Annotated in this window: 14 protein-coding genes; 12 read left to right on the forward strand and 2 right to left on the reverse strand. The window is 62.8% G+C overall.

Annotation, left to right across the window (positions count from 1 at the left end; translation table 11 throughout):
* The first annotated feature begins 63 nt into the window (after positions 1-63).
* The 11 genes from RS694_RS14060 to cobA all read left to right on the forward strand — a co-directional run bounded on the left by RS694_RS14060 (position 64) and on the right by cobA (position 15199).
* Positions 64-825, forward strand: coding sequence for a 4-hydroxy-tetrahydrodipicolinate reductase (locus RS694_RS14060; protein ID WP_037247737.1), 762 nt, complete (start codon positions 64-66; stop codon positions 823-825).
* A 50-nt stretch (positions 826-875) separates the two neighbouring features.
* The gene (locus RS694_RS14065) at positions 876-1364 is read left to right on the forward strand and encodes a MarR family winged helix-turn-helix transcriptional regulator (protein ID WP_029708538.1); all 489 of its coding nucleotides are present in this window, start codon (positions 876-878) and stop codon (positions 1362-1364) included.
* A 316-nt stretch (positions 1365-1680) separates the two neighbouring features.
* Positions 1681-2925, forward strand: a complete 1245-nt coding sequence (locus tag RS694_RS14070; RefSeq protein ID WP_029708537.1) for a CmpA/NrtA family ABC transporter substrate-binding protein — start codon at positions 1681-1683, stop codon at positions 2923-2925.
* A gap of 24 nt (positions 2926-2949) precedes the next feature.
* Positions 2950-3894, forward strand: a complete 945-nt coding sequence (gene ntrB, locus RS694_RS14075; protein ID WP_029708536.1) for a nitrate ABC transporter permease — start codon at positions 2950-2952, stop codon at positions 3892-3894.
* The gene (locus tag RS694_RS14080; RefSeq protein ID WP_029708535.1) at positions 3891-4736 is read left to right on the forward strand and encodes an ABC transporter ATP-binding protein; all 846 of its coding nucleotides are present in this window, start codon (positions 3891-3893) and stop codon (positions 4734-4736) included. Before ntrB ends, RS694_RS14080 begins: the two co-directional genes overlap by 4 nt.
* Positions 4737-4746: 10 nt before the next feature.
* Positions 4747-7245: a nitrite reductase large subunit NirB gene (gene nirB / locus RS694_RS14085; protein WP_051391979.1), complete on the forward strand. Its 2499-nt coding sequence runs from the start codon at positions 4747-4749 to the stop codon at positions 7243-7245.
* 99 nt (positions 7246-7344) lie between these two features.
* Positions 7345-7731: a nitrite reductase small subunit NirD gene (nirD, locus tag RS694_RS14090; protein ID WP_029708533.1), complete on the forward strand. Its 387-nt coding sequence runs from the start codon at positions 7345-7347 to the stop codon at positions 7729-7731.
* 110 nt (positions 7732-7841) lie between these two features.
* Entirely contained in the window at positions 7842-10706 is a 2865-nt protein-coding gene (locus tag RS694_RS14095; protein WP_029708531.1) for a nitrate reductase, read from the forward strand.
* Positions 10707-10773: 67 nt separating this feature from the next.
* Positions 10774-13389: a chemotaxis protein CheW gene (locus tag RS694_RS14100; protein WP_051391978.1), complete on the forward strand. Its 2616-nt coding sequence runs from the start codon at positions 10774-10776 to the stop codon at positions 13387-13389.
* Positions 13390-13412: 23 nt separating this feature from the next.
* Positions 13413-14396: a DNA-binding protein YbiB gene (ybiB, locus tag RS694_RS14105; RefSeq protein WP_081708665.1), complete on the forward strand. Its 984-nt coding sequence runs from the start codon at positions 13413-13415 to the stop codon at positions 14394-14396.
* Entirely contained in the window at positions 14393-15199 is an 807-nt protein-coding gene (gene cobA / locus RS694_RS14110) for a uroporphyrinogen-III C-methyltransferase (RefSeq protein ID WP_029708528.1), read from the forward strand. The genes ybiB and cobA overlap by 4 nt, the downstream gene beginning before the upstream one ends.
* A gap of 4 nt (positions 15200-15203) precedes the next feature.
* Here the strand turns inward: cobA and RS694_RS14115 are convergent, their stop codons facing one another.
* Together RS694_RS14115 and RS694_RS14120 are read right to left on the reverse strand one after the other, a co-directional pair.
* Positions 15204-15794 carry a hypothetical protein gene (locus RS694_RS14115; RefSeq protein WP_029708527.1) on the reverse strand — a complete coding sequence of 197 codons (591 nt, stop codon included), beginning with the start codon at positions 15792-15794 and terminating at the stop codon, positions 15204-15206.
* On the reverse strand, positions 15791-17020 hold the full coding sequence (locus RS694_RS14120; RefSeq protein WP_029708526.1) for a sterol desaturase family protein: 1230 nt from the start codon (positions 17018-17020) through the stop codon (positions 15791-15793). Before RS694_RS14120 ends, RS694_RS14115 begins: the two co-directional genes overlap by 4 nt.
* Positions 17021-17093: 73 nt before the next feature.
* Here RS694_RS14120 and RS694_RS14125 point away from each other — a divergent pair, with 73 nt between their 5' ends.
* Positions 17094-18338, forward strand: a complete 1245-nt coding sequence (locus RS694_RS14125) for a BaiN/RdsA family NAD(P)/FAD-dependent oxidoreductase (protein WP_029708525.1) — start codon at positions 17094-17096, stop codon at positions 18336-18338.
* Positions 18339-18344 lie beyond the last annotated feature (6 nt).

Genomic DNA, 18344 nt, shown 5'->3' on the forward strand with positions numbered 1-18344 from the left:
CTTTGTTATATTCGCACAAATGTATTTGCGCATGCGCGCGGTACGCGTAACCAGGAGGCAAGCATGAAAATAGGACTGATCGGGTATGGCAAGGCAGGCACAGCAGTAGCCCATGTTCTCAATGAAGACCCCAGGTACACGCTGCAGTGGATCGCGACCCGTACCGGCGCGCCCGGGCCCGTGGCTGTGGGGGACACCGCCATCCCTGTGGTGGCACTGTCTGAAGCCACTTTGGGGCCGTGGCTAGACCAGCACCCGGTGGACGCACTGGTGGATTTTTCGGGCGCGGAATCCGTGCAGGTCTATGGTGAGGAGGTCAGACGGCGGGCCCTGACCCTGGTCACGGCCATTTCTGCGTACGACGATGCCCAGTTGGCCTACGTGCGCACGCTGGGCGATGCGGCCAAGGTGCTGTGCTCGCCCAACATGACCGTTGGCATCAATTTCCTGATCATGGCAGCCCGACTGCTCCGGGAGATTGCACCCTTTGCCGACGTCGAAATTCTGGAACAGCACTTTCGGGACAAACCCGAGGTGTCCGGCACCGCCAAGAAAATCGCCGAAAGCCTGGACATCAGCGGTGACAAGATCACCTCGATGCGTTTGGGCGGTATCGTTGGCCACCACGAGGTGATCTTCGGGTTTCCGTACCAGACCGTGCGCCTCATCCACAACTCCATCAAACGGGAGGCGTTTGGCACAGGCGCTGCCTTTGCACTGAATGAGCTGCAAAACTGCCCCCACGGGTTCTACACCTTCGATGATCTTCTGATGCAGAGACTGCGCAAGCAGATCCTGGCGGGGAGCGGGGAATCACTCCACTGAAGAAGCCGGTCGCCGTATGATCCGTACCCACCGACCTACCCCGTTCGCCCATGAAAACCGCCAAGCCCTCTGCGAGCCAAACCGACAATGCAGCGCTGGCCCTCAGGCGATTCCGGGTCGTGTTCAATGCGGTGCGCACCCACTTTCGACACGTCGAAAAAGAAACCGGTTTGGGTGGCGCGCAGGTATGGGCGCTGAGCCTGATTCAGCAGAACCCGGGCATGGGTGTTGGTGAAGTCTCCGCCAAAATGGACATCCACCAGTCGACGGCCAGCAACCTGATCAAGATACTCGTCAAAAAGGACCTGCTCACCCTGTCCAAGTCGGATGGAGACAAACGCGCCGTTGAGCTGCGTGTGACAGCAGAGGGAAAGAAGGCGATCAAGAAGATACCGGGGCCGTTTGAAGGCGTACTGCCTGAGGCGCTCAGGCAACTGGACGATGCAACCCTCGCCAGCCTGAACCGCGATCTGGAAAAGCTGATGCATGTGTTGGAAGCGGACGAGGACGCCGGGAGCATCCCTTTGGCCCATCTATAGCGCCGCATTGGTGCACCGCACAACGCCGGTGCTCGCTCTAGTTTTTGCATCAAATAGGCCTCTAGCCCTTGCACAGATTGCGCAAGCAGCTACTTTTTTCATAGCAAAAATACGCCGGAATCATCTGGCACAAACATTGCATAAGTCCTGCTGAGACCCAGTAGGGTCGTACGTAAAGAGGGTCCAACGGCGGGCTCTCACCGCGTACACAGGACAAAGGCGTCCCCACAGGTTCATCGCGCACAGCGCTGTGAACCTTGTGTGGACGCCTTTTTTGTTTTTGTTTTTACCTTTCGCAACTTCTGGAGCGTGTGCCATGACTGATCTTCTGAAAGCCAAACTCAGCCGCCGTGCGGTTTTGCAGACCGCCGCCGTGGGTGCCATCGGCATCGACCCCGCGCTGCGCGCTGCGGTGTATGCCGCCGGCTCCGACGCGCCGGAAAAGACCGAGGTCAAGATCGGCTTCATCCCGCTGACCGACTGCGCCAGCGTGGTCATGGCCTCGGTACTGGGCATCGACAAGAAATACGGCGTCACCATCATCCCGTCCAAAGAAGCCAGTTGGGCCGGTGTGCGCGACAAGCTGGTCAATGGCGAGCTGGACTTTGCCCACGTGTTGTACGGCCTGGTCTACGGCGTGCACTTAGGCATTGGTGGCCCCAAGAAAGACATGGCGGTACTGGCCACCCTCAACAACAACGGCCAAGCCATCACGTTGTCCAAAAAGCTGGCGGACAAAGGCGCTGTAGACGGCGCGGGCCTGGCCAAACTGATGGCCAGCGAGAAACGCGAATACACCTTTGCACAGACCTTCCCCACCGGCACCCACGCCATGTGGCTGTACTACTGGCTGGCGGCCAACGGCATCAACCCGATGAAGGACTCCAAGGTCATCACCGTACCGCCGCCCCAGATGGTGGCCAACATGCGCGTCGGCAATATGGACGGCTTCTGCGTGGGCGAGCCCTGGAACCACCGCGCCATCATTGACGGCATTGGCGTGACGGCAACCACCACCCAGGACATCTGGAAAGACCACCCCGAAAAAGTGCTGGGCACCACGGGCGACTTCGTCAAGAAATACCCCAACACCGCACGCGCTGTGACGGCCGCGATTCTGGAAGCCGGCCGCTGGATTGACGCCAGCCTGTCCAACAAAAACAAGATGGCCGAAACCATCGCCGACAAGAGCTACGTGAACACCAGCGTGGACGCCATCAACCAGCGCATTCTGGGCCGTTACCAAAACGGCATGGGCAAGACCTGGGACGACCCGAACTACATGAAGTTCTACAACGACGGAGCGGTGAACTTCCCCTACCTGTCGGACGGCATGTGGTTCCTGACCCAACACAAACGCTGGGGCTTGCTCAAAGACCACCCCGACTACCTGGCCGTGGCCAAACAGATCAACCAGATCGACATCTACAAACAGGCCGCTACCGCCAGCAAAACACCGGTGCCCAAGAGCGATATGCGCAGCAGCAAGCTCATGGACGGTGTGGTCTGGGACGGCAAAGATCCCAAGAAGTACGCCGACAGTTTCAAGGTCAAGGCTTAAGCCACTTCCAACCGGGAGATCACCATGGTCAGCGCTGTTTTCCACTCCCCCTGGGCCCCGGTGGCCGAGGGAAACGCTATCAAAAAAGAAGCTGCTCACGCAGATTCCACAAGGGCTACAGCCCTAAAAGGCACTGAAATGCAAGCAACGACAGCAACCCCTGCCCCCGCAACCAAGCCCGGTTACGACTGGCGCGGCCTGTTCCTGGTGGTGGTGCCGCCGCTGCTGGGCCTGGCCCTGCTGGTGGGCATCTGGGCGCTGGTGAGTGTCGGTACGGCTGCCAGCATCCCTGGCCCGCTGGAGACCTGGAAACAAGCCGTCGTGTTGTTCAGCGATCCGTTCTACCGCAAGGGTCCCAATGACCAAGGCGTGGGCTGGAACGTGTTGTTCTCGCTGGAGCGTGTGGCGCTGGGCTTTGGCCTGGCCGCCGCGGTGGGCATCCCTGCGGGTTTCATGATCGGCCGCTTTGAGTTTTTGAGCCGCATGTTCAACCCGCTTATCAGTCTGCTGCGCCCCGTCTCTCCCTTGGCTTGGCTGCCGATTGGTTTGCTGGTGTTCAAGGGTGCCAACCCGGCCGCCATCTGGACCATCTTCATCTGCTCCATCTGGCCCATGATCATCAACACCGCCGTCGGTGTGCAGCGCGTGCCGCAGGATTACATGAACGTCGCGCGTGTGCTGAACCTCTCCGAGTGGAAGATCGTCACCAAGATCCTCTTCCCCTCGGTGCTGCCCTACATGCTGACTGGCGTGCGCCTGGCAGTCGGTACGGCCTGGCTCGTGATCGTGGCGGCAGAGATGCTGACCGGTGGCGTGGGCATTGGCTTCTGGGTGTGGGACGAGTGGAACAACCTGAACGTCAAGAACATCATCATCGCCATCTTCGTGATCGGCATCGTCGGACTGGTTCTGGAATACGCGCTAATCAAGATCGCCAGCGCATTCACATTTGAAGAGGTGAAGTCATGAGCATCCCTGCCACCACCGTCAGCTCCAACCCCAAGTACATCGAGATCCAGGGCGTTGAGCAAACCTTCAAGACCAAGAAGGGCCTGTTCCCCGCGCTGCGCGACATCAACCTCACGGTTGCCAAGGGCGAGTTCGTCGCACTGATCGGCCACTCAGGTTGCGGCAAGTCCACCTTGCTGAACCTGATAGCCGGGCTGACCACGCCCACCGCAGGTTCGCTGATCTGCGCCAACCGCGAGATCGCTGGCCCCGGCCCCGAGCGCGCGGTGGTGTTCCAGAACCATTCGCTCTTGCCTTGGCTCACCTGTTTTGAAAACGTCTACCTCGGCGTGGAGCGTGTTTTTGGTGCGCGCAACCCTGGTGCCGCTGCAGAAAACAAAGCCCAGCTCAAGGACCGCACCGATGCCGCGCTGGCGCTAGTGGGCCTGACCGCTGCCACACAAAAACGCCCTGGCGAAATCAGCGGTGGCATGAAACAACGCGTCGGCATTGCCCGCGCGCTGGCCATGGAACCCAAAGTGCTGCTGATGGACGAACCCTTTGGTGCACTGGACGCGCTGACCCGCGCCAAGCTGCAGGACGAGCTGCTGGAGATCGTGGCCCGCACCCACAGCACCGTGGTGATGGTGACGCACGATGTGGACGAAGCCGTGCTGCTGTCCGACAAGATCGTGATGATGACCAACGGCCCGGCCGCCACGATTGGCGAAGTGCTCAGCGTGGACCTGCCCCGCCCACGCAACCGCGTGGCACTGGCCGACAGCCCCGAGTACCTGCACTACCGCAAGGCCGTGATTGATTTCCTCTACACGCGCCAGGCGCATGTAGAAAAAGCCGCCTAAGGAGCACGACATGGACATGCGCCCTCCCCCAAAACTCAAACTGGTCATGGTCGGCAACGGCATGGCCGGTGTACGCACCATTGAAGAGCTGCTCAAGGTCGCTCCCGACCTGTACGACATCACCGTCTTTGGTGCTGAGCCGCACCCCAACTACAACCGCATCCTGTTGTCGCCCGTGCTCGCCGGTGAGCAGACACTGGACGAGATCGTGTTGAACTCCTGGGACTGGTACAAGGACAACAACATCACGCTGCACGCGGGCAAGAAAGTCACCGAAGTCGACCGCGTCAAACGCATCGTGCGTGCCGAAGACGGCACCGAAGCCGAATACGACCGCCTGCTGCTGTGCACCGGCTCCAACCCCTTCATCCTGCCCCTGCCCGGCAAGGACCTGGAAGGCGTGATCGCCTACCGCGACATTGCCGACACCAACGCGATGATCGACGCTGCGGTCAAGTACAAACACGCGGTCGTCATCGGCGGTGGCCTGCTGGGCCTGGAAGCCGCCAACGGCCTGATGCTGCGCGGCATGACGGTCAGCGTGGTGCACGTGATGCCCACGCTGATGGAGCGCCAGCTCGACAGCGTGGCCGGCAAGCTGCTGCAGAAGTCGCTGGAAGACCGCGGCCTGCAGTTCCTCATGGGTGCGCAGACGCAGGAGCTACTCCCTGCCGTTCGCCCTGAGCCTGTCGAAGGGCCTGCGGGGCTTCGACAAGCTCAGCCCGAACGGGTTGGTTCGGTCAAGTTCAAGGACGGCACCGAAGTCGCCGCCGACCTGGTTGTGATGGCCGTGGGCATTCGCCCCAACACTCAGCTTGCCGAAAGCATGCGCCTGCATTGCAGCAAGGGCATTGTGGTCAACGACACCATGCAGACCGTGACCGACGCGCGCATCTACAGCGTGGGTGAATGCGCGGCGCACCGTGGCATTGCCTATGGCCTGGTGGCACCTTTGTTTGAGCAGGCCAAAGTGGCAGCGAACCATCTGGCACAGATGGGCATTGGTCGCTACCAGGGCTCGCTCACCTCCACCAAGCTCAAAGTCACCGGTATCGACCTGTTCAGCGCCGGTGAATTCATGGGCGGAGAAGGCACCGAAGAAATCGTGATGAGCGACCCGTTTGGCGGCGTCTATAAAAAGCTGGTGCTCAAGGACGACAAGCTGGTCGGTGCCTGCCTGTATGGCGACACGGTGGACGGCAGTTGGTACTTCAAGCTCTTGCGCGACGGCCGCAGCATTGCCGACATCCGCGACAAGCTGATGTTCGGCGAAAGCAATATCGGTGACGTGGGCCACGCCGGCCACAACAAGGCCGCGAGCATGGCCGACAGCGACGAGGTCTGCGGCTGCAATGGCGTCAACAAAGGCACCATCTGCAAAGCCATCAAGGAAAAGGGCCTGTTCACGCTGGACGAGGTCAAGAAACACACCAAGGCCAGCGCGTCGTGCGGTTCATGCACCGGTTTGGTCGAACAAATTTTGATGTTCACCGCCGGTGGCGACTACTCCGCCACGCCCAAGAAGAAGGCCATGTGCAGTTGCACCGAGCACAGCCACCAGGAAGTGCGCGATGCCATCTTCAAGGAAAAATTCCTCACCATCGCCCAAGTGCAACAGGGCATGGACTGGAAAACGCCCAACGGCTGCTCCAGCTGCCGCCCTGCATTGAACTATTACCTGATCTCCAGCTGGCCCAAAGAAGCCAAGGACGATCCGCAAAGCCGCTTCATCAACGAACGCAGCCACGCCAACATCCAGAAGGACGGCACCTACTCGGTCATCCCGCGCATGTGGGGCGGCGAGACCACGGCCAACGAGCTGCGCAAGATTGCCGACGCAGTGGACAAGTACAAGATCCCTACCGTCAAGGTGACCGGCGGCCAGCGTATCGACCTGCTGGGCGTGAAGAAAGAAGACCTCCAAGCCGTGTGGAAGGACATCGGCATGCCCAGCGGCCACGCCTACGCCAAGGCCCTGCGCACGGTGAAGACCTGCGTGGGCTCCGAGTGGTGCCGCATGGGCACCCAGGACAGCACCCAGATGGGCAAGGACCTGGAACGCGCCCACTGGCGCATGTATGCACCACACAAGGTCAAGTACGCCGTCTCCGGCTGCCCGCGCAATTGCGCCGAGGCTGGCATCAAGGACGTGGGCATCATCGGCGTGGACAGCGGCTGGGAGATGTACATCGCCGGCAACGGCGGCATCAAGACCGAGGTGGCGCATTTCTTCGTCAAGCTCAAAACGACTGAAGAAGTGCTGGAGTACACCGGTGCCTTCATGCAGCTCTACCGCAAGGAAGGCTGGTACCTGGAACGCACCGTGCACTTTGTGAGCCGCGTGGGTCTGGACTATGTGAAGAAGCGCATTCTGGAAGACGCCGAAGGCCGCAAAGCCCTGAACGAGGAACTGCTGTTCGCACTGGACGGTGAGCCCGATCCCTGGTTTGACTTCCAGGACGCGCAGGTCGACACCCGCCAGTTCGACAAGCTGAGCGTCCCCGCCTAACCCGCATTTTTATATCAAATAGGCCTGTAGCCCTTATGGAATGTGCGCAAGCAGCTATTAAAACAATAGCTATTTGCGCAGTCAGTGGAAGGAATTGATATGAGCGACTGGAAGAAAATTTGCCTGGTGACCGACATCCCGGTGCTCGGCTCGCGCTGCGTGGCGCGCCCGCAAGGCATGGACGTGGCCGTGTTTCGCAACGCGCAGGACGAGGTGTTTGCGCTCCTGGACCGCTGCCCGCACAAGGGCGGCCCCTTGAGCCAGGGCATCGTGTTTGGCACCAGCGTGGCCTGCCCGCTGCACAACTGGACCATTGGCATGGCCGACGGCTGCGCCCAGGCGCCCGATGAAGGCTGCACGCCCAAATTCGCGGTGAAGGTGGAAGGCGGCGCCGTGCACCTGGACGCCACCGAACTGGCCACCCATGCGCTGGACCTGGCGGCGCCCGTGGCCGGACCACAGCAGAAAGAAACCGCAGCGGTATGAAAGTAATACCCGTTCGGGCTGAGCTGAATTCTTCCGTTCGGGCTGAGCCTGTCGAAGCCCTTCGACAAGCTCAGGGCGAACGGGTGGGATTGGATCAGAGCGAGCGGGACCTGGTACGTGAAACACGTTCCACTTGCCCGTACTGTGGGGTGGGTTGCGGCGTCATCATTGAATCGAGAGATAACCAGATCACCGGTGTGCGCGGTGATCCGCACCACCCAGCCAACTTCGGGCGCCTGTGCACCAAGGGCTCGACGCTGCACCTGACGGCCAGCGCGGAGGTGACGCTGCAAACCCGGCTGTTGCGCCCCCTGCAGCGGCTGCAACGCGGTGGCGTGTTGTACCCCGTGGGCTGGGACGATGCGCTGGACAACGCCGCCCAACGCTTTGCCGGCATCGTGCAGAGCGATGGCCCCGACGCGGTGGGCTTTTATGTCAGCGGCCAGTTGCTCACCGAAGACTATTACGTCTTCAACAAGCTGGCCAAGGGGCTGATAGGCACCAACAACATCGACACCAACTCGCGCCTGTGCATGAGCAGTGCCGTGGCGGGTTACAAAAAGACGCTGGGCGCCGACGCGCCACCGGCCTGTTACGACGATGTGCGCCATGCAGCGTGCATCTTCATCGTCGGCTCCAACACGGCCTACGCGCACCCCATCTTGTTTCGCCGTATTGAAGACGCCAAACGCGCCAACCCGGCCCTCAAGATCATCTTCTGCGACCCGCGCAAGACCGACACCGCCGAGATTGCCGACCTGTTCCTACCCATCCAGCCCGGCACCGATGTGATGCTGTTCAACGGCATGTTGCACATCATGCTGTGGGAGGGCTGGACGGACGCGGCCTACGTCGCCGCACACACCACCGGTTTTGAAGAGCTGAAAGCGCTGGTGCGTGACTGCACGCCCGATGTGGTGGCGCAAACCTGCGGCATCTCCAAAGCCGACCTGCTGGAAGCCGCGCGCCTGTTCGCAACCTCGCCCGCCACGCTGAGCCTGTACTGCCAGGGCCTGAACCAGTCCAGCAGTGGCACGGCCAAAAACACCGCCCTGATCAACCTGCACCTGGCCACCGCCCAGATCGGCAAGCCCGGCGCCGGCCCGTTCTCATTGACCGGCCAGCCCAATGCGATGGGTGGGCGTGAAGTGGGCGGCCTGGCGAATCTGATGTCCGCGCACCGCGACATGGCCAACCCGGAGCACCGCGCCGAAGTCGCCGCGCTGTGGGGCGTTCCCACGGTGCCCGACAAGCCCGGCAAGACCGCCGTGGAGATGTTCCAGGCCGCGGCTGACGGCGAGATCAAGGCGCTGTGGATTGCCTGCACCAACCCCGCGCAAAGCATGCCCGACCAGGCCACGGTGCGCCGCGCGCTGGAGCGCGCCGAGTTTGTGGTGGTGCAAGAGGCTTTCTCCACCACCGCCACTTGCCGCTTTGCCGACCTGCTGCTGCCCGCCACCACCTGGGGTGAAAAAGAAGGCACCGTCACCAACAGCGAACGCCGCATTTCCCGCGTGCGCGCCGCCGTGCCCGCACCCGGAGAAACCCGCCATGACTGGAAAATTGCGGTGGACTTTGCGCAGCGGCTAGAGAGGCTCATTTCCGTTCGCCCTGAGCCCGTCGAAGGGCATGATGCCAGCACATTCTCTGAGCTTCGACAAGCTCAGCCCGAACGGAAGGGTGGTTTATTCCCCTACCCCACCCCCGAATCGGTCTGGAACGAACACCGCGAATCCACGCGCGGGCGCGACCTCGACATCACTGGCATGGACTACGCCATGCTTGAAGCCGCGCCCCAACAGTGGCCCTTGCGTGAAGGTGAAACCCAAGGCGTGGCGCGCCTGTACACCGACGGTGTGTTTCCCACCGCAGACGGCAAAGCGCGCTTTGTGGCGAGCGCGTACAAAGAAGTCGCCGAACCACGCGAATCGCGTTACCCGTTCTCCCTGACCACCGGGCGCCTGCGCGACCAGTGGCACGGCATGAGCCGCACCGGCACGCTCGGCCGCCTGTTTGGCCATGTGCGCGAACCGTCCCTGCTCATGCACCCGCAAGACATGGACCGGCGTATCTTGAAAGAAGGCGATCTGGTGCACGTCACCAGCAAACGCGGCTCCATCCTGGTGCCGGTGCAGGCCAGTAGCGAGCTGGGCCTGTCGCAGGTCTTCATGGCCATGCACTGGGGCGAAGAATTTTTAAGCGGCATGGGCAGCACCGGCCAACGCCTGGCGGGTGTCAACGCACTCACCACCTCGGCCTACTGCCCCGACTCCAAACAACCCGAGTTCAAACACGCTGCCGTCAAAGTGCTCAAGGCCGATCTGCCGTGGTCGCTGTTGGCCATGGCTTGGCTGCCAGACGACCAGGTGCTGGACGCACGCACCTGGCTGCAGTCGCTGATGGGGCGTTTCCCCTATGCCAGTTGCACCCCGTTTGCCAACCAGACAGCGCTGGGCGCTACAGGCGGGCAGCGCCAGGGCGTGTTGTTCCGCGCGGCTGCCCACGAAGCGCCCGATCCTGCGCTGATCGCCCAGATCGAATCCATCCTGCAACTCGATGGTGCCGAGGTGGTGCGGTATGCCGACCCCAAACGGGGCCAGCGCCGCGCGGCGCGTCTGGTCCGGCGCACGCTGGATGCCAATGCCACGCTGGAAGGTGTTTTGCTGGCGGGCGACACCAGCGCGCAAGGCTGGATCAGCGCCCTGCTGCAGGACGAGCAGCCCGCACAGGCCTACGCCCGCGCCCTGATGGCGCCCGGTGCACAGCCCCCCACCACCGTGGCGTCACGCGGCAAAACCGTGTGCACCTGCTTCAACGTCACCGATATGGCCATCGACAGCTACCTGGCCGACTGCCCGGGTGATGCCAAACAACGCCTGGAATCACTGCAATCCACCCTGAAATGCGGCACCAATTGCGGCTCGTGTGTGCCGCAACTGCAACGCATGGTCCGAGTGTCATCAATACCGGCATAGGATTTGCAATACTCTAGGGGTTTTTACCTATTCGACAAGCCCGCACCGGGGCTTCCAGAGACCTTTTATGCCACGCCACGCCCTAGGTTCACGCAACCCTTTGCACCCCGACCAACTGCAGCGCTACATGCCCCAGGTGCAGCAGCAACGCCAGGAACTGCGCCTGGTGGAGGCTGCGTGGGACAACCTGGCGTTGTTGTCTTCGCTGTCGAGTTTGTCGTCCAAAGCTTCTGCCAACAACGACCTGGCACGCGCCCGGCATGACTTTGCGGCCCTGTCCGCCGAAATGATGCAGGGCCTGGCCAGCGAGGCCCTGAAGAATGTGCAGGAAGACTTGGGCAGCAAGGCCCAGATGTGTATCGACATCGTGGTGCGCAACCTGTTTGAGCGCAGCGCCGACATCGGTTTTTTTGCCACCGACGCCGTGCTGTCGCAGTACCTGGGCCAGCCCGAGGATGCTGACCGCACCGCCATGGAGCAGCACCTGCAGGCGTACGCCAGCAAATACACGGTGTACCGCAACATCGTGCTGTTTGACACCCAGGCGCAATGCCAGGCACGCCTGCGCTACGGTGACCCCACCCCGGACCAGGCCAGCACCGCAGACCTGGCCTTTCTCAACCGCGTTGTCACCAACGCGGGCACCTATGTGCAGGATTACGCGGTGCATGGTTTCTGCGACCCTGCGCAGCCCACGCTGGTGTACGCGCAAAGCGTTTCTGCGCCCCAGGGCGCCTGCGGTGTGCTGTGCCTGGAATTTGATTTGCACGACGAAGCGCAGTCTTTGTTCACCTCCATCCTGGACGACGGGCAGCACGGCGACAGTGCCCAGGCACTGCTGGCGTTGGTGGACCCCGACGGCCGGGTGATCGCCTCCAGCGACGCACTGCAGTTGCCCATGGGCTGGCACCTGCCCGGTGCCAGTGCGGCGGGCAGCTTTGGCTTGCAGCACATGGGGCGGCGGTACATGGCCGTGGCCTGCGACACCACCGGTTTTCAGGGCTACACCGGCCTGGGCTGGCGTGGCCTGGCGCTGATGCCGCTGGACCTGGCCTTTGATGACGAAGTGCAAGAGGAAGCGTCCGCACTGATGCAGGAAGCCGCAGGCAATGCTGATTTGCTGCCCGCCGCGCTGCGCCAGATTCCCCTGCGCTCGGCCGCCATCCAGTCGGCGCTGGAGCGCTCGGTCTGGAACGGCCTGCTGGAGCTGAACCACGTGCCATCGGATGGTTCGGGCGCGCAAGTCCGCGATGTGATGTTTGCCAAAACCCTGCTCTCGGAGATTGGCGTCACGGCGCAAAAGACCGCCCAGGCCTTTTCCATGGCGCTGCACGATTTGCACCGCGTGGTGATGGCCTCCACCCTGCGCGATACCCAAAGCCGCACAGCATTGGCCATGCAGATTCTGGACCGCAACCTGTACGAACGCGCCAACGACTGCCGCTGGTGGGCGCTGACCGCGCAGTTTGCCGAGACGCTGCAGGCCGGTACGCCAAACTGCGCGCTGTCCACCCAAACGCTCAAGACCATCAATGCGCTGTACACGGTGTACAGCTGCCTGGTGCTGTTTGACCGCCAGGGCCGCGTGGTCGCTGTGTCCAATGACGAATACGCCGATCAGGTGGGCCAGGTACTGGACGAAGCCTGGGTTGGCGCCACGCTGCGCCTGGGCAGCAGCCAGGACTATGCGGTCAGCGCCCTGGAACCCAGCCGCTTCTACCCCGACGCGCCCACCTACATCTACAGCGCAGCGGTGCGCGCGTCGGCGTCTGACGCGGCGCCGGTGCTGGGCGGCATTGCCATCGTGTGGGATGCCACGGCGCAAATGCAGTCCATCCTGGCGGACTGCGCCACAAGTCTGGGCCCAGAGGACACCCTGCTGTTTGTCGACGCCCAGGGCGCCGTGGTGCACAGCCACGGTCCGCGCCCGGCAGATCTGACTGTGCTGCGCACAGCGCAAGAAACCGCCGAACCGATCGTCGACCTGCAGGGTGATCTGTATGGGTTTGGCGATGCCAATGGCCCGGGTTACCGCGAATTTGGTGGCCAGAACAGCTACCAGCATGACCTGCAATGCTTGGCACTGCGCCGCCTGTGCGAGCGCCAAGCCAAAGTGCCCGAAGTGGGCAGTGTGCAAACCACACACCACGGCACGGGCAACACGGCCACACCCTCGCTGCAGTTGGCGACGTTCAGCCAAGGCAGCTACTGGCTGGGCCTGGACGCCACACTGATCCACATGGCCGCCCCCGATGGCAAGGTGCTGGCCGCTTCCAGCGTGCAGGCGCCATTCAGCGGCATGGTCCAGGTGCAGAACAAGGTTTACCCCGTGCTGGATTTGCGCAATGTGGTGAATGACCAGTCCGCCATGTCGCCCGCGGCCGATGCCGCGCGCCAGCTCATCGTGGTGCAGGTACCGCTGGAAAATGGCTCGCGGGTCGAGTTTGCGTTGCGGGTGGACCGGCTGGGTGCCATGCTGGATCTGGACCGCCGACAATTGCAGGCCATCAACATGCCGCACAATGCAGCTCCCTCCATGGTGGACGCGGTGGTGCGCTTTGATGCCGCTGCCGGAGAAACACCGGGCGTGTTGTGCCAGCTCTCCAAGACCTGGCTGCAGTACTGCGTTGGCACGCTGCGAGGGGATTATTCCGCCCAGGACCTGGCGCAGTTTCAGGCCTGACCCAGAACAGAGACAAGCCCCCTATGGCCATTGGCAAGTACATCAAGGAAATCGGACGCGGCAAGGACGGTGCCCGCGCGCTGAACCGCGAGCAGGCGACGGACCTGTTCGGTCAGGTGCTGGACGGCACAGTGACCGATCTGGAGATTGGCGCCTTTTGCCTGGCCATGCGCATCAAGGGCGAAACCGCTGAAGAAATGGCCGGTTTTCTGGACGCCACGGCTGCGCGCCTGCAGCACCTGCCCGCCAGCGACCGGCCCACGGTGGTCATCCCCAGCTACAACGGCGCGCGCAAGCTGCCGCTGCTGACACCGCTGCTGGCGTTGCTGCTGGCCCGTGAGGGCTTGCCGGTGCTGATCCACGGCACGGCCACCGAGTCCACCCGGGTTTTTACGTCAGAAGTGCTCGCAGCCCTTGGTATACCTGCGCAAGCAGCTATTCAAAAGATAGCAAATGGTGAGGTGGCGTTTGCCCCCACCGCCCTGCTGTGCCCCGGGCTGCAGCGCCTGCTGGAGGTACGCCGCGTGGTGAACCTGCGCAACCCGGCGCACAGCCTGGTCAAGCTCATGAACCCGTGCGTGGGCAAAAGCCTGATCGTCAGCAGCTACACCCACCCCGAATACGCGATCTCCATGGCCGCCACCTTTGCACTCACCCAGGCCAACGCCCTGCTGCTGCGCGGCACCGAGGGCGAGGCCGTGGCCGACCCGCGCCGCACGCCCACGATGCAGGCCTTTGTGAACGGCCAGACCTTTACCTTGCAGGAGCACCAGGCCGGCCCACTGACCAGCCTGCCCAACCTGCCCACGCAACTGGACGCAGCCACCACGGCCGCCTATATTCAAAGCGTGATGTCCGGCGCGCAACCCGTGCCTGCCCCCATCGCGCAACAGGTGGCCCACATCTTGCAATTGGTCAAAACACTTGAGCCCCCAAGCTCACATTCGTTCGCGGCTCCCCAAGGGGGCGCTGCCTCCCTTGAGGCGGCTCGGCAGGAGGCACTATGAAACACGATCTCTCCGGCAGCAACGCCACAGGCCAGGTCACCCTGGTCGGCGCCGGCCCGGGCGACCCGGAACTGCTGACCCTCAAAGCCTTGAAGGCGATCCAATCCGCGACCGTGCTGCTGGTAGACGATCTGGTCAACGAAGCCATCGTGGCCTACGCCTCTGCCGATGCGCGCATCGTGCACGTCGGCAAACGCGGTGGCTGCAAGTCCACACCGCAATCGTTCATCGAAAAACTCATGGTGACCGCCGCACTCGAAGGCGAAAACGTGGTGCGCCTCAAGGGCGGCGACCCCTTCATCTTTGGCCGTGGTGGTGAAGAGGTAGAAAGCCTGCAAGCCGCAGGCATCCGCGTCAGCGTGATCAACGGCATCACCTCCGGCCTGGCCGCAGTCACCTCACTGAATGTGCCACTGACCCACCGCGAACACGCGCACGGCGTGGTGTTTGTGACCGGCCACGCCAAACCTGGCGATGCAGGAACCGACTGGCGCGCACTGGCCCACACGGCCTACCAGGCCAAGCTGACTTTGGTGATTTACATGGGGGTGAGCGGTGTCGCCCACATCCAGGACGAGCTGCTGTACGGCCTGCCCGACAGCACGCCCGTGGCCGTGGTGCACAACGCCAGTCTGCCCACGCAGCGCCATGCGGTGTGCACACTGGGTGAGCTGCAAACCACCATCGCCCGCGAAGGGCTGGCCAGCCCCAGCGTCATCGTTGTGGGTGATGTGATGCAAGGCCTGCTGGCCGCAGCCCAAGTCCCCGAACGGGAGTCACTGGGTCAGACGCGCACCGCCTGAGCGTTCAGGCGGCGGCGAGTTGCTGCGGTTGCTGCGCGCGCGTGGCACCCACCGCCAGCAGCGCCAAAGCCAACGCCAGGGTGTAGTGCATCAACTGCACGGTGTTGAACAAGCCCAGGTAGTTGCTGTCGGCCTTGCCCGTAGCGGCCACCACAAAACTGCCCAGCAGGGCCAGCGTACCGGCCAGTCCCCAGGCATTGCGCTGCTGCACCATGGTCCAGGCAATCACCAGCGCAGACACCGCTGGCACCACATCCCGCCACGGCGCCACGCCGGCCAGCGTGAGCGCAATGCCCACCCCACCGACCACCAGAATGAAACGCCCCACCGCCGTACCACGTGTGGCCAGCGGCGCATCGGGCCAGCGCAGGCCGGATGCGAGCAACGGAAACGCCGCACAGGCGGCCAGCAGACTGGTAAAGCGGTGCGGGCCCAGCATCTCGGTCCAGCCCGAGTAACGAAACACGCCCAGGCAGGCGGCCAGGCCAATCAGCCCCGCCGCGACAGCCAGCGCGGGCCGCTGTCGCAGGTGAAACCACAGCACGGCCGCGCACACCAGCAACAACACCAGATCCGACAACGCATCCAGATTCATGCTGCCACTCCCACCGTATTGGCCGGTGCCACGGCCTGGCGGTTCAACCAGACCACACTGCCCACACACAACACCAGCAACGCGCCCTTGAGCAGCAGCGGCGCCTCAAATCCAAACCACTGCGGCACGGCAGCGAACGACAGGCCCAGCACCAGCAGGCGCGCCTGTTCCAGCCACTTGCCCCAGACCAAACGCTCCAGCAACGCACCCAGCGCCACCGCCGTTACCAAAATGCCAAGCGCATAGACCGCGGCTGTGCCTCTGTCCAAACCTTTGGCCACACCGATGAAATGCGAAACAAACGGCACCAGCACCGCGTACTGCAGCGCCACGTACCAGCGCAGCGGCACAGGGGTCTGCACATCAAAACGCGTGAAGGTGCGAGGCTCGAAATGCTCGATGGGCTCGTCGGTCCAGCCGCCGGGTGGCGCCACCCAGACGCCCAGCTTGGCGCGCCAGCCCTGCGCCGCGCGGGACATTTCCCACAGGTCGGCGTAGTAGTGCAGGTTGCCCTTGATCGGGCTGAAGCTGTGCAGCGGGTTGCGGATGCCGTAACAAATCTTCTCGCCATCGCGCTCTTCGGCAAAGGTGCCGAACAGGCGGTCCCACAGGACCAGGATACCGCCGTAGTTCTTGTCGATGCAGTAGTCGTTCTGACCGTGGTGCACACGGTGGTTGCTCGGCGTCACGAGGATGCGGTCCAGCACGCCCATGCGACCGATCAGCTCGGTGTGCACCCAGTACTGGTACAGCAGGTCAATGAGACCCACGATGACCAGCATTTGCCAAGGGATGCCCAGAACCGCCAGAGGCAGGTAAAACACCCAGCCGAACAGCGCACCGGTGGAGGTCTGCCGCAGTGCGGTGGACAGGTTGTAGTACTCCGACGAGTGGTGCACCACGTGCGAGGCCCACATCACATTGACCTCATGGCCCATGCGGTGCGCCCAGTAGTAACACAGGTCGTACAGCACCAGCGCCAGAATCCAAAGCGGAATGCTGCTCATGGACCATTCAGTAAAGCGGTAGGCCTCGTACACCGCGATGTAGATGCCCAGCGTGGCGATCTTGGTGAAGGCGTTGGTCACCTGGCTCAGCACGCCGTGGTGCAGGCTGGTGATGGCGTCGGGAATGTCGTAAACCGCCACACCGCGCCGCCGGGCCACCCAGGCCTCCAACAGAATGGTGAGCATGAACACGGGGATGGCATACACAATGGGATTCATGGCTTGTCTCGCTCTTGTTATGCGGTGCCTCTGTATCGGGCACCGTCATCCTTGAAAGTCTACACTGCAGCCCATGCAAAGTTTTGATGTTGTGATCGTGGGCGCCGGTGCAGCCGGCCTGTTTTGTGCCGGGGTCGCCGGACAGTTGGGGCTCAAGGTGCTGGTGCTGGACCACAGCGAAAAAGTGGCCGAAAAAATCCGCATTTCGGGCGGTGGACGCGCCAACTTCACCAACATGGACGTCACGGCGGCCAACTTCCTGAGCGAGAACCCGCGTTTTGCCAAGTCCGCCCTGTCGCGCTTCACCCCGGCCGATTTCGTGTCACTGGTCAAGAAACACGGCATCGCCTTCCACGAAAAACACAAAGGCCAGCTGTTTTGCGACCGCTCGGCCGAAGACCTGATCGCAATGCTGCTGGCCGAGTGCGCGGCCGGTGGCGTGGAGCGCTGGCAGCCCTGCGGCGTCAAAAACCTAAGGTTTTTGGCCTCCAGCCCTTATGGATCAAGCGCAAGCAGCTATGAAATTGATAGTGATCGCGGCACCATCCACTGCGGCGCCGTGGTCATCGCCAGCGGCGGCCTGTCCATCCCCAAGATCGGCGCGACCGATTTTGGCTACCGCGTGGCCAAACAGTTCGACCTGCCCCTGGTCACGCCGCGTCCGGCACTGGTGCCGCTGACCTTTGACGAAGCCGCCTGGGCGCCGTTTGCCCAGCTCTCGGGCCTGTCGCTGCCCGTCAGCATCGAAACAGGTGGCAAGAAGGACAAAACCGCTTTCCTCGAAGACCTGTTGTTCACCCACCGCGGCCTGTCTGGCCCGGGCGTGCTGCAAATATCGAGCTACTGGCAGGAAGGCACGCCCATCCGTCTGAACCTGGCGCCCGGCACGGATATCACCGCCCACCTGAACCAGGCCAAAGCCACCTCCCGCAAGCTGATCGCCAACGAGCTGGCCGCCCTGGTGCCCTCCCGCCTGGCCGACACCTGGGTCGCCCAGGGCACGGCACTGGGCCACAACTGGCAGCGCCCGGTCAACGAAGCCTCCGACAAGGCACTCACGGCACTGGCCGAGCGCCTGGCACGCTGGGAACTCACCCCCACCGGTACCGAGGGCTACCGCAAGGCCGAAGTCACCGCCGGTGGCGTGGACACCAAGGCCTTGTCCAGCCAGACCCTGGAATCCCGCCAGCCGGGCCTGTATTTCATTGGCGAGGTGGTCGATGTGACCGGCTGGCTGGGCGGCTACAACTTCCAGTGGGCCTGGGCCAGCGCCTTTGCCTGCGCAAAGGCGCTGGCCCAAGCCCTGCGGGCGGCATAGGGTTCC

This window comes from Rhodoferax saidenbachensis (assembly GCF_001955715.1).
GTDB classification, from domain to species: Bacteria; Pseudomonadota; Gammaproteobacteria; order Burkholderiales; family Burkholderiaceae_C; genus Allorhodoferax; species Allorhodoferax saidenbachensis.

Excerpts from the sequence above, each read along its gene's own strand:
- RS694_RS14065 (WP_029708538.1), top strand. The coding sequence starts at position 876 with ATGAAAACCGCCAAGCCCTCTGCGAGCCAAACCGACAATGCAGCGCTG.
- RS694_RS14125 (WP_029708525.1), top strand. The coding sequence starts at position 17,094 with ATGCAAAGTTTTGATGTTGTGATCGTGGGCGCCGGTGCAGCCGGCCTG.
- RS694_RS14100 (WP_051391978.1), top strand. The coding sequence starts at position 10,774 with ATGCCACGCCACGCCCTAGGTTCACGCAACCCTTTGCACCCCGACCAA.
- RS694_RS14060 (WP_037247737.1), top strand. The coding sequence starts at position 64 with ATGAAAATAGGACTGATCGGGTATGGCAAGGCAGGCACAGCAGTAGCC.
- nirD (WP_029708533.1), top strand. The coding sequence starts at position 7,345 with ATGAGCGACTGGAAGAAAATTTGCCTGGTGACCGACATCCCGGTGCTC.
- RS694_RS14115 (WP_029708527.1), bottom strand. The coding sequence starts at position 15,794 with ATGAATCTGGATGCGTTGTCGGATCTGGTGTTGTTGCTGGTGTGCGCG.
- cobA (WP_029708528.1), top strand. The coding sequence starts at position 14,393 with ATGAAACACGATCTCTCCGGCAGCAACGCCACAGGCCAGGTCACCCTG.
- RS694_RS14070 (WP_029708537.1), top strand. The coding sequence starts at position 1,681 with ATGACTGATCTTCTGAAAGCCAAACTCAGCCGCCGTGCGGTTTTGCAG.
- ybiB (WP_081708665.1), top strand. The coding sequence starts at position 13,413 with ATGGCCATTGGCAAGTACATCAAGGAAATCGGACGCGGCAAGGACGGT.
- RS694_RS14120 (WP_029708526.1), bottom strand. The coding sequence starts at position 17,020 with ATGAATCCCATTGTGTATGCCATCCCCGTGTTCATGCTCACCATTCTG.
- RS694_RS14080 (WP_029708535.1), top strand. The coding sequence starts at position 3,891 with ATGAGCATCCCTGCCACCACCGTCAGCTCCAACCCCAAGTACATCGAG.
- nirB (WP_051391979.1), top strand. The coding sequence starts at position 4,747 with ATGGACATGCGCCCTCCCCCAAAACTCAAACTGGTCATGGTCGGCAAC.
- ntrB (WP_029708536.1), top strand. The coding sequence starts at position 2,950 with ATGGTCAGCGCTGTTTTCCACTCCCCCTGGGCCCCGGTGGCCGAGGGA.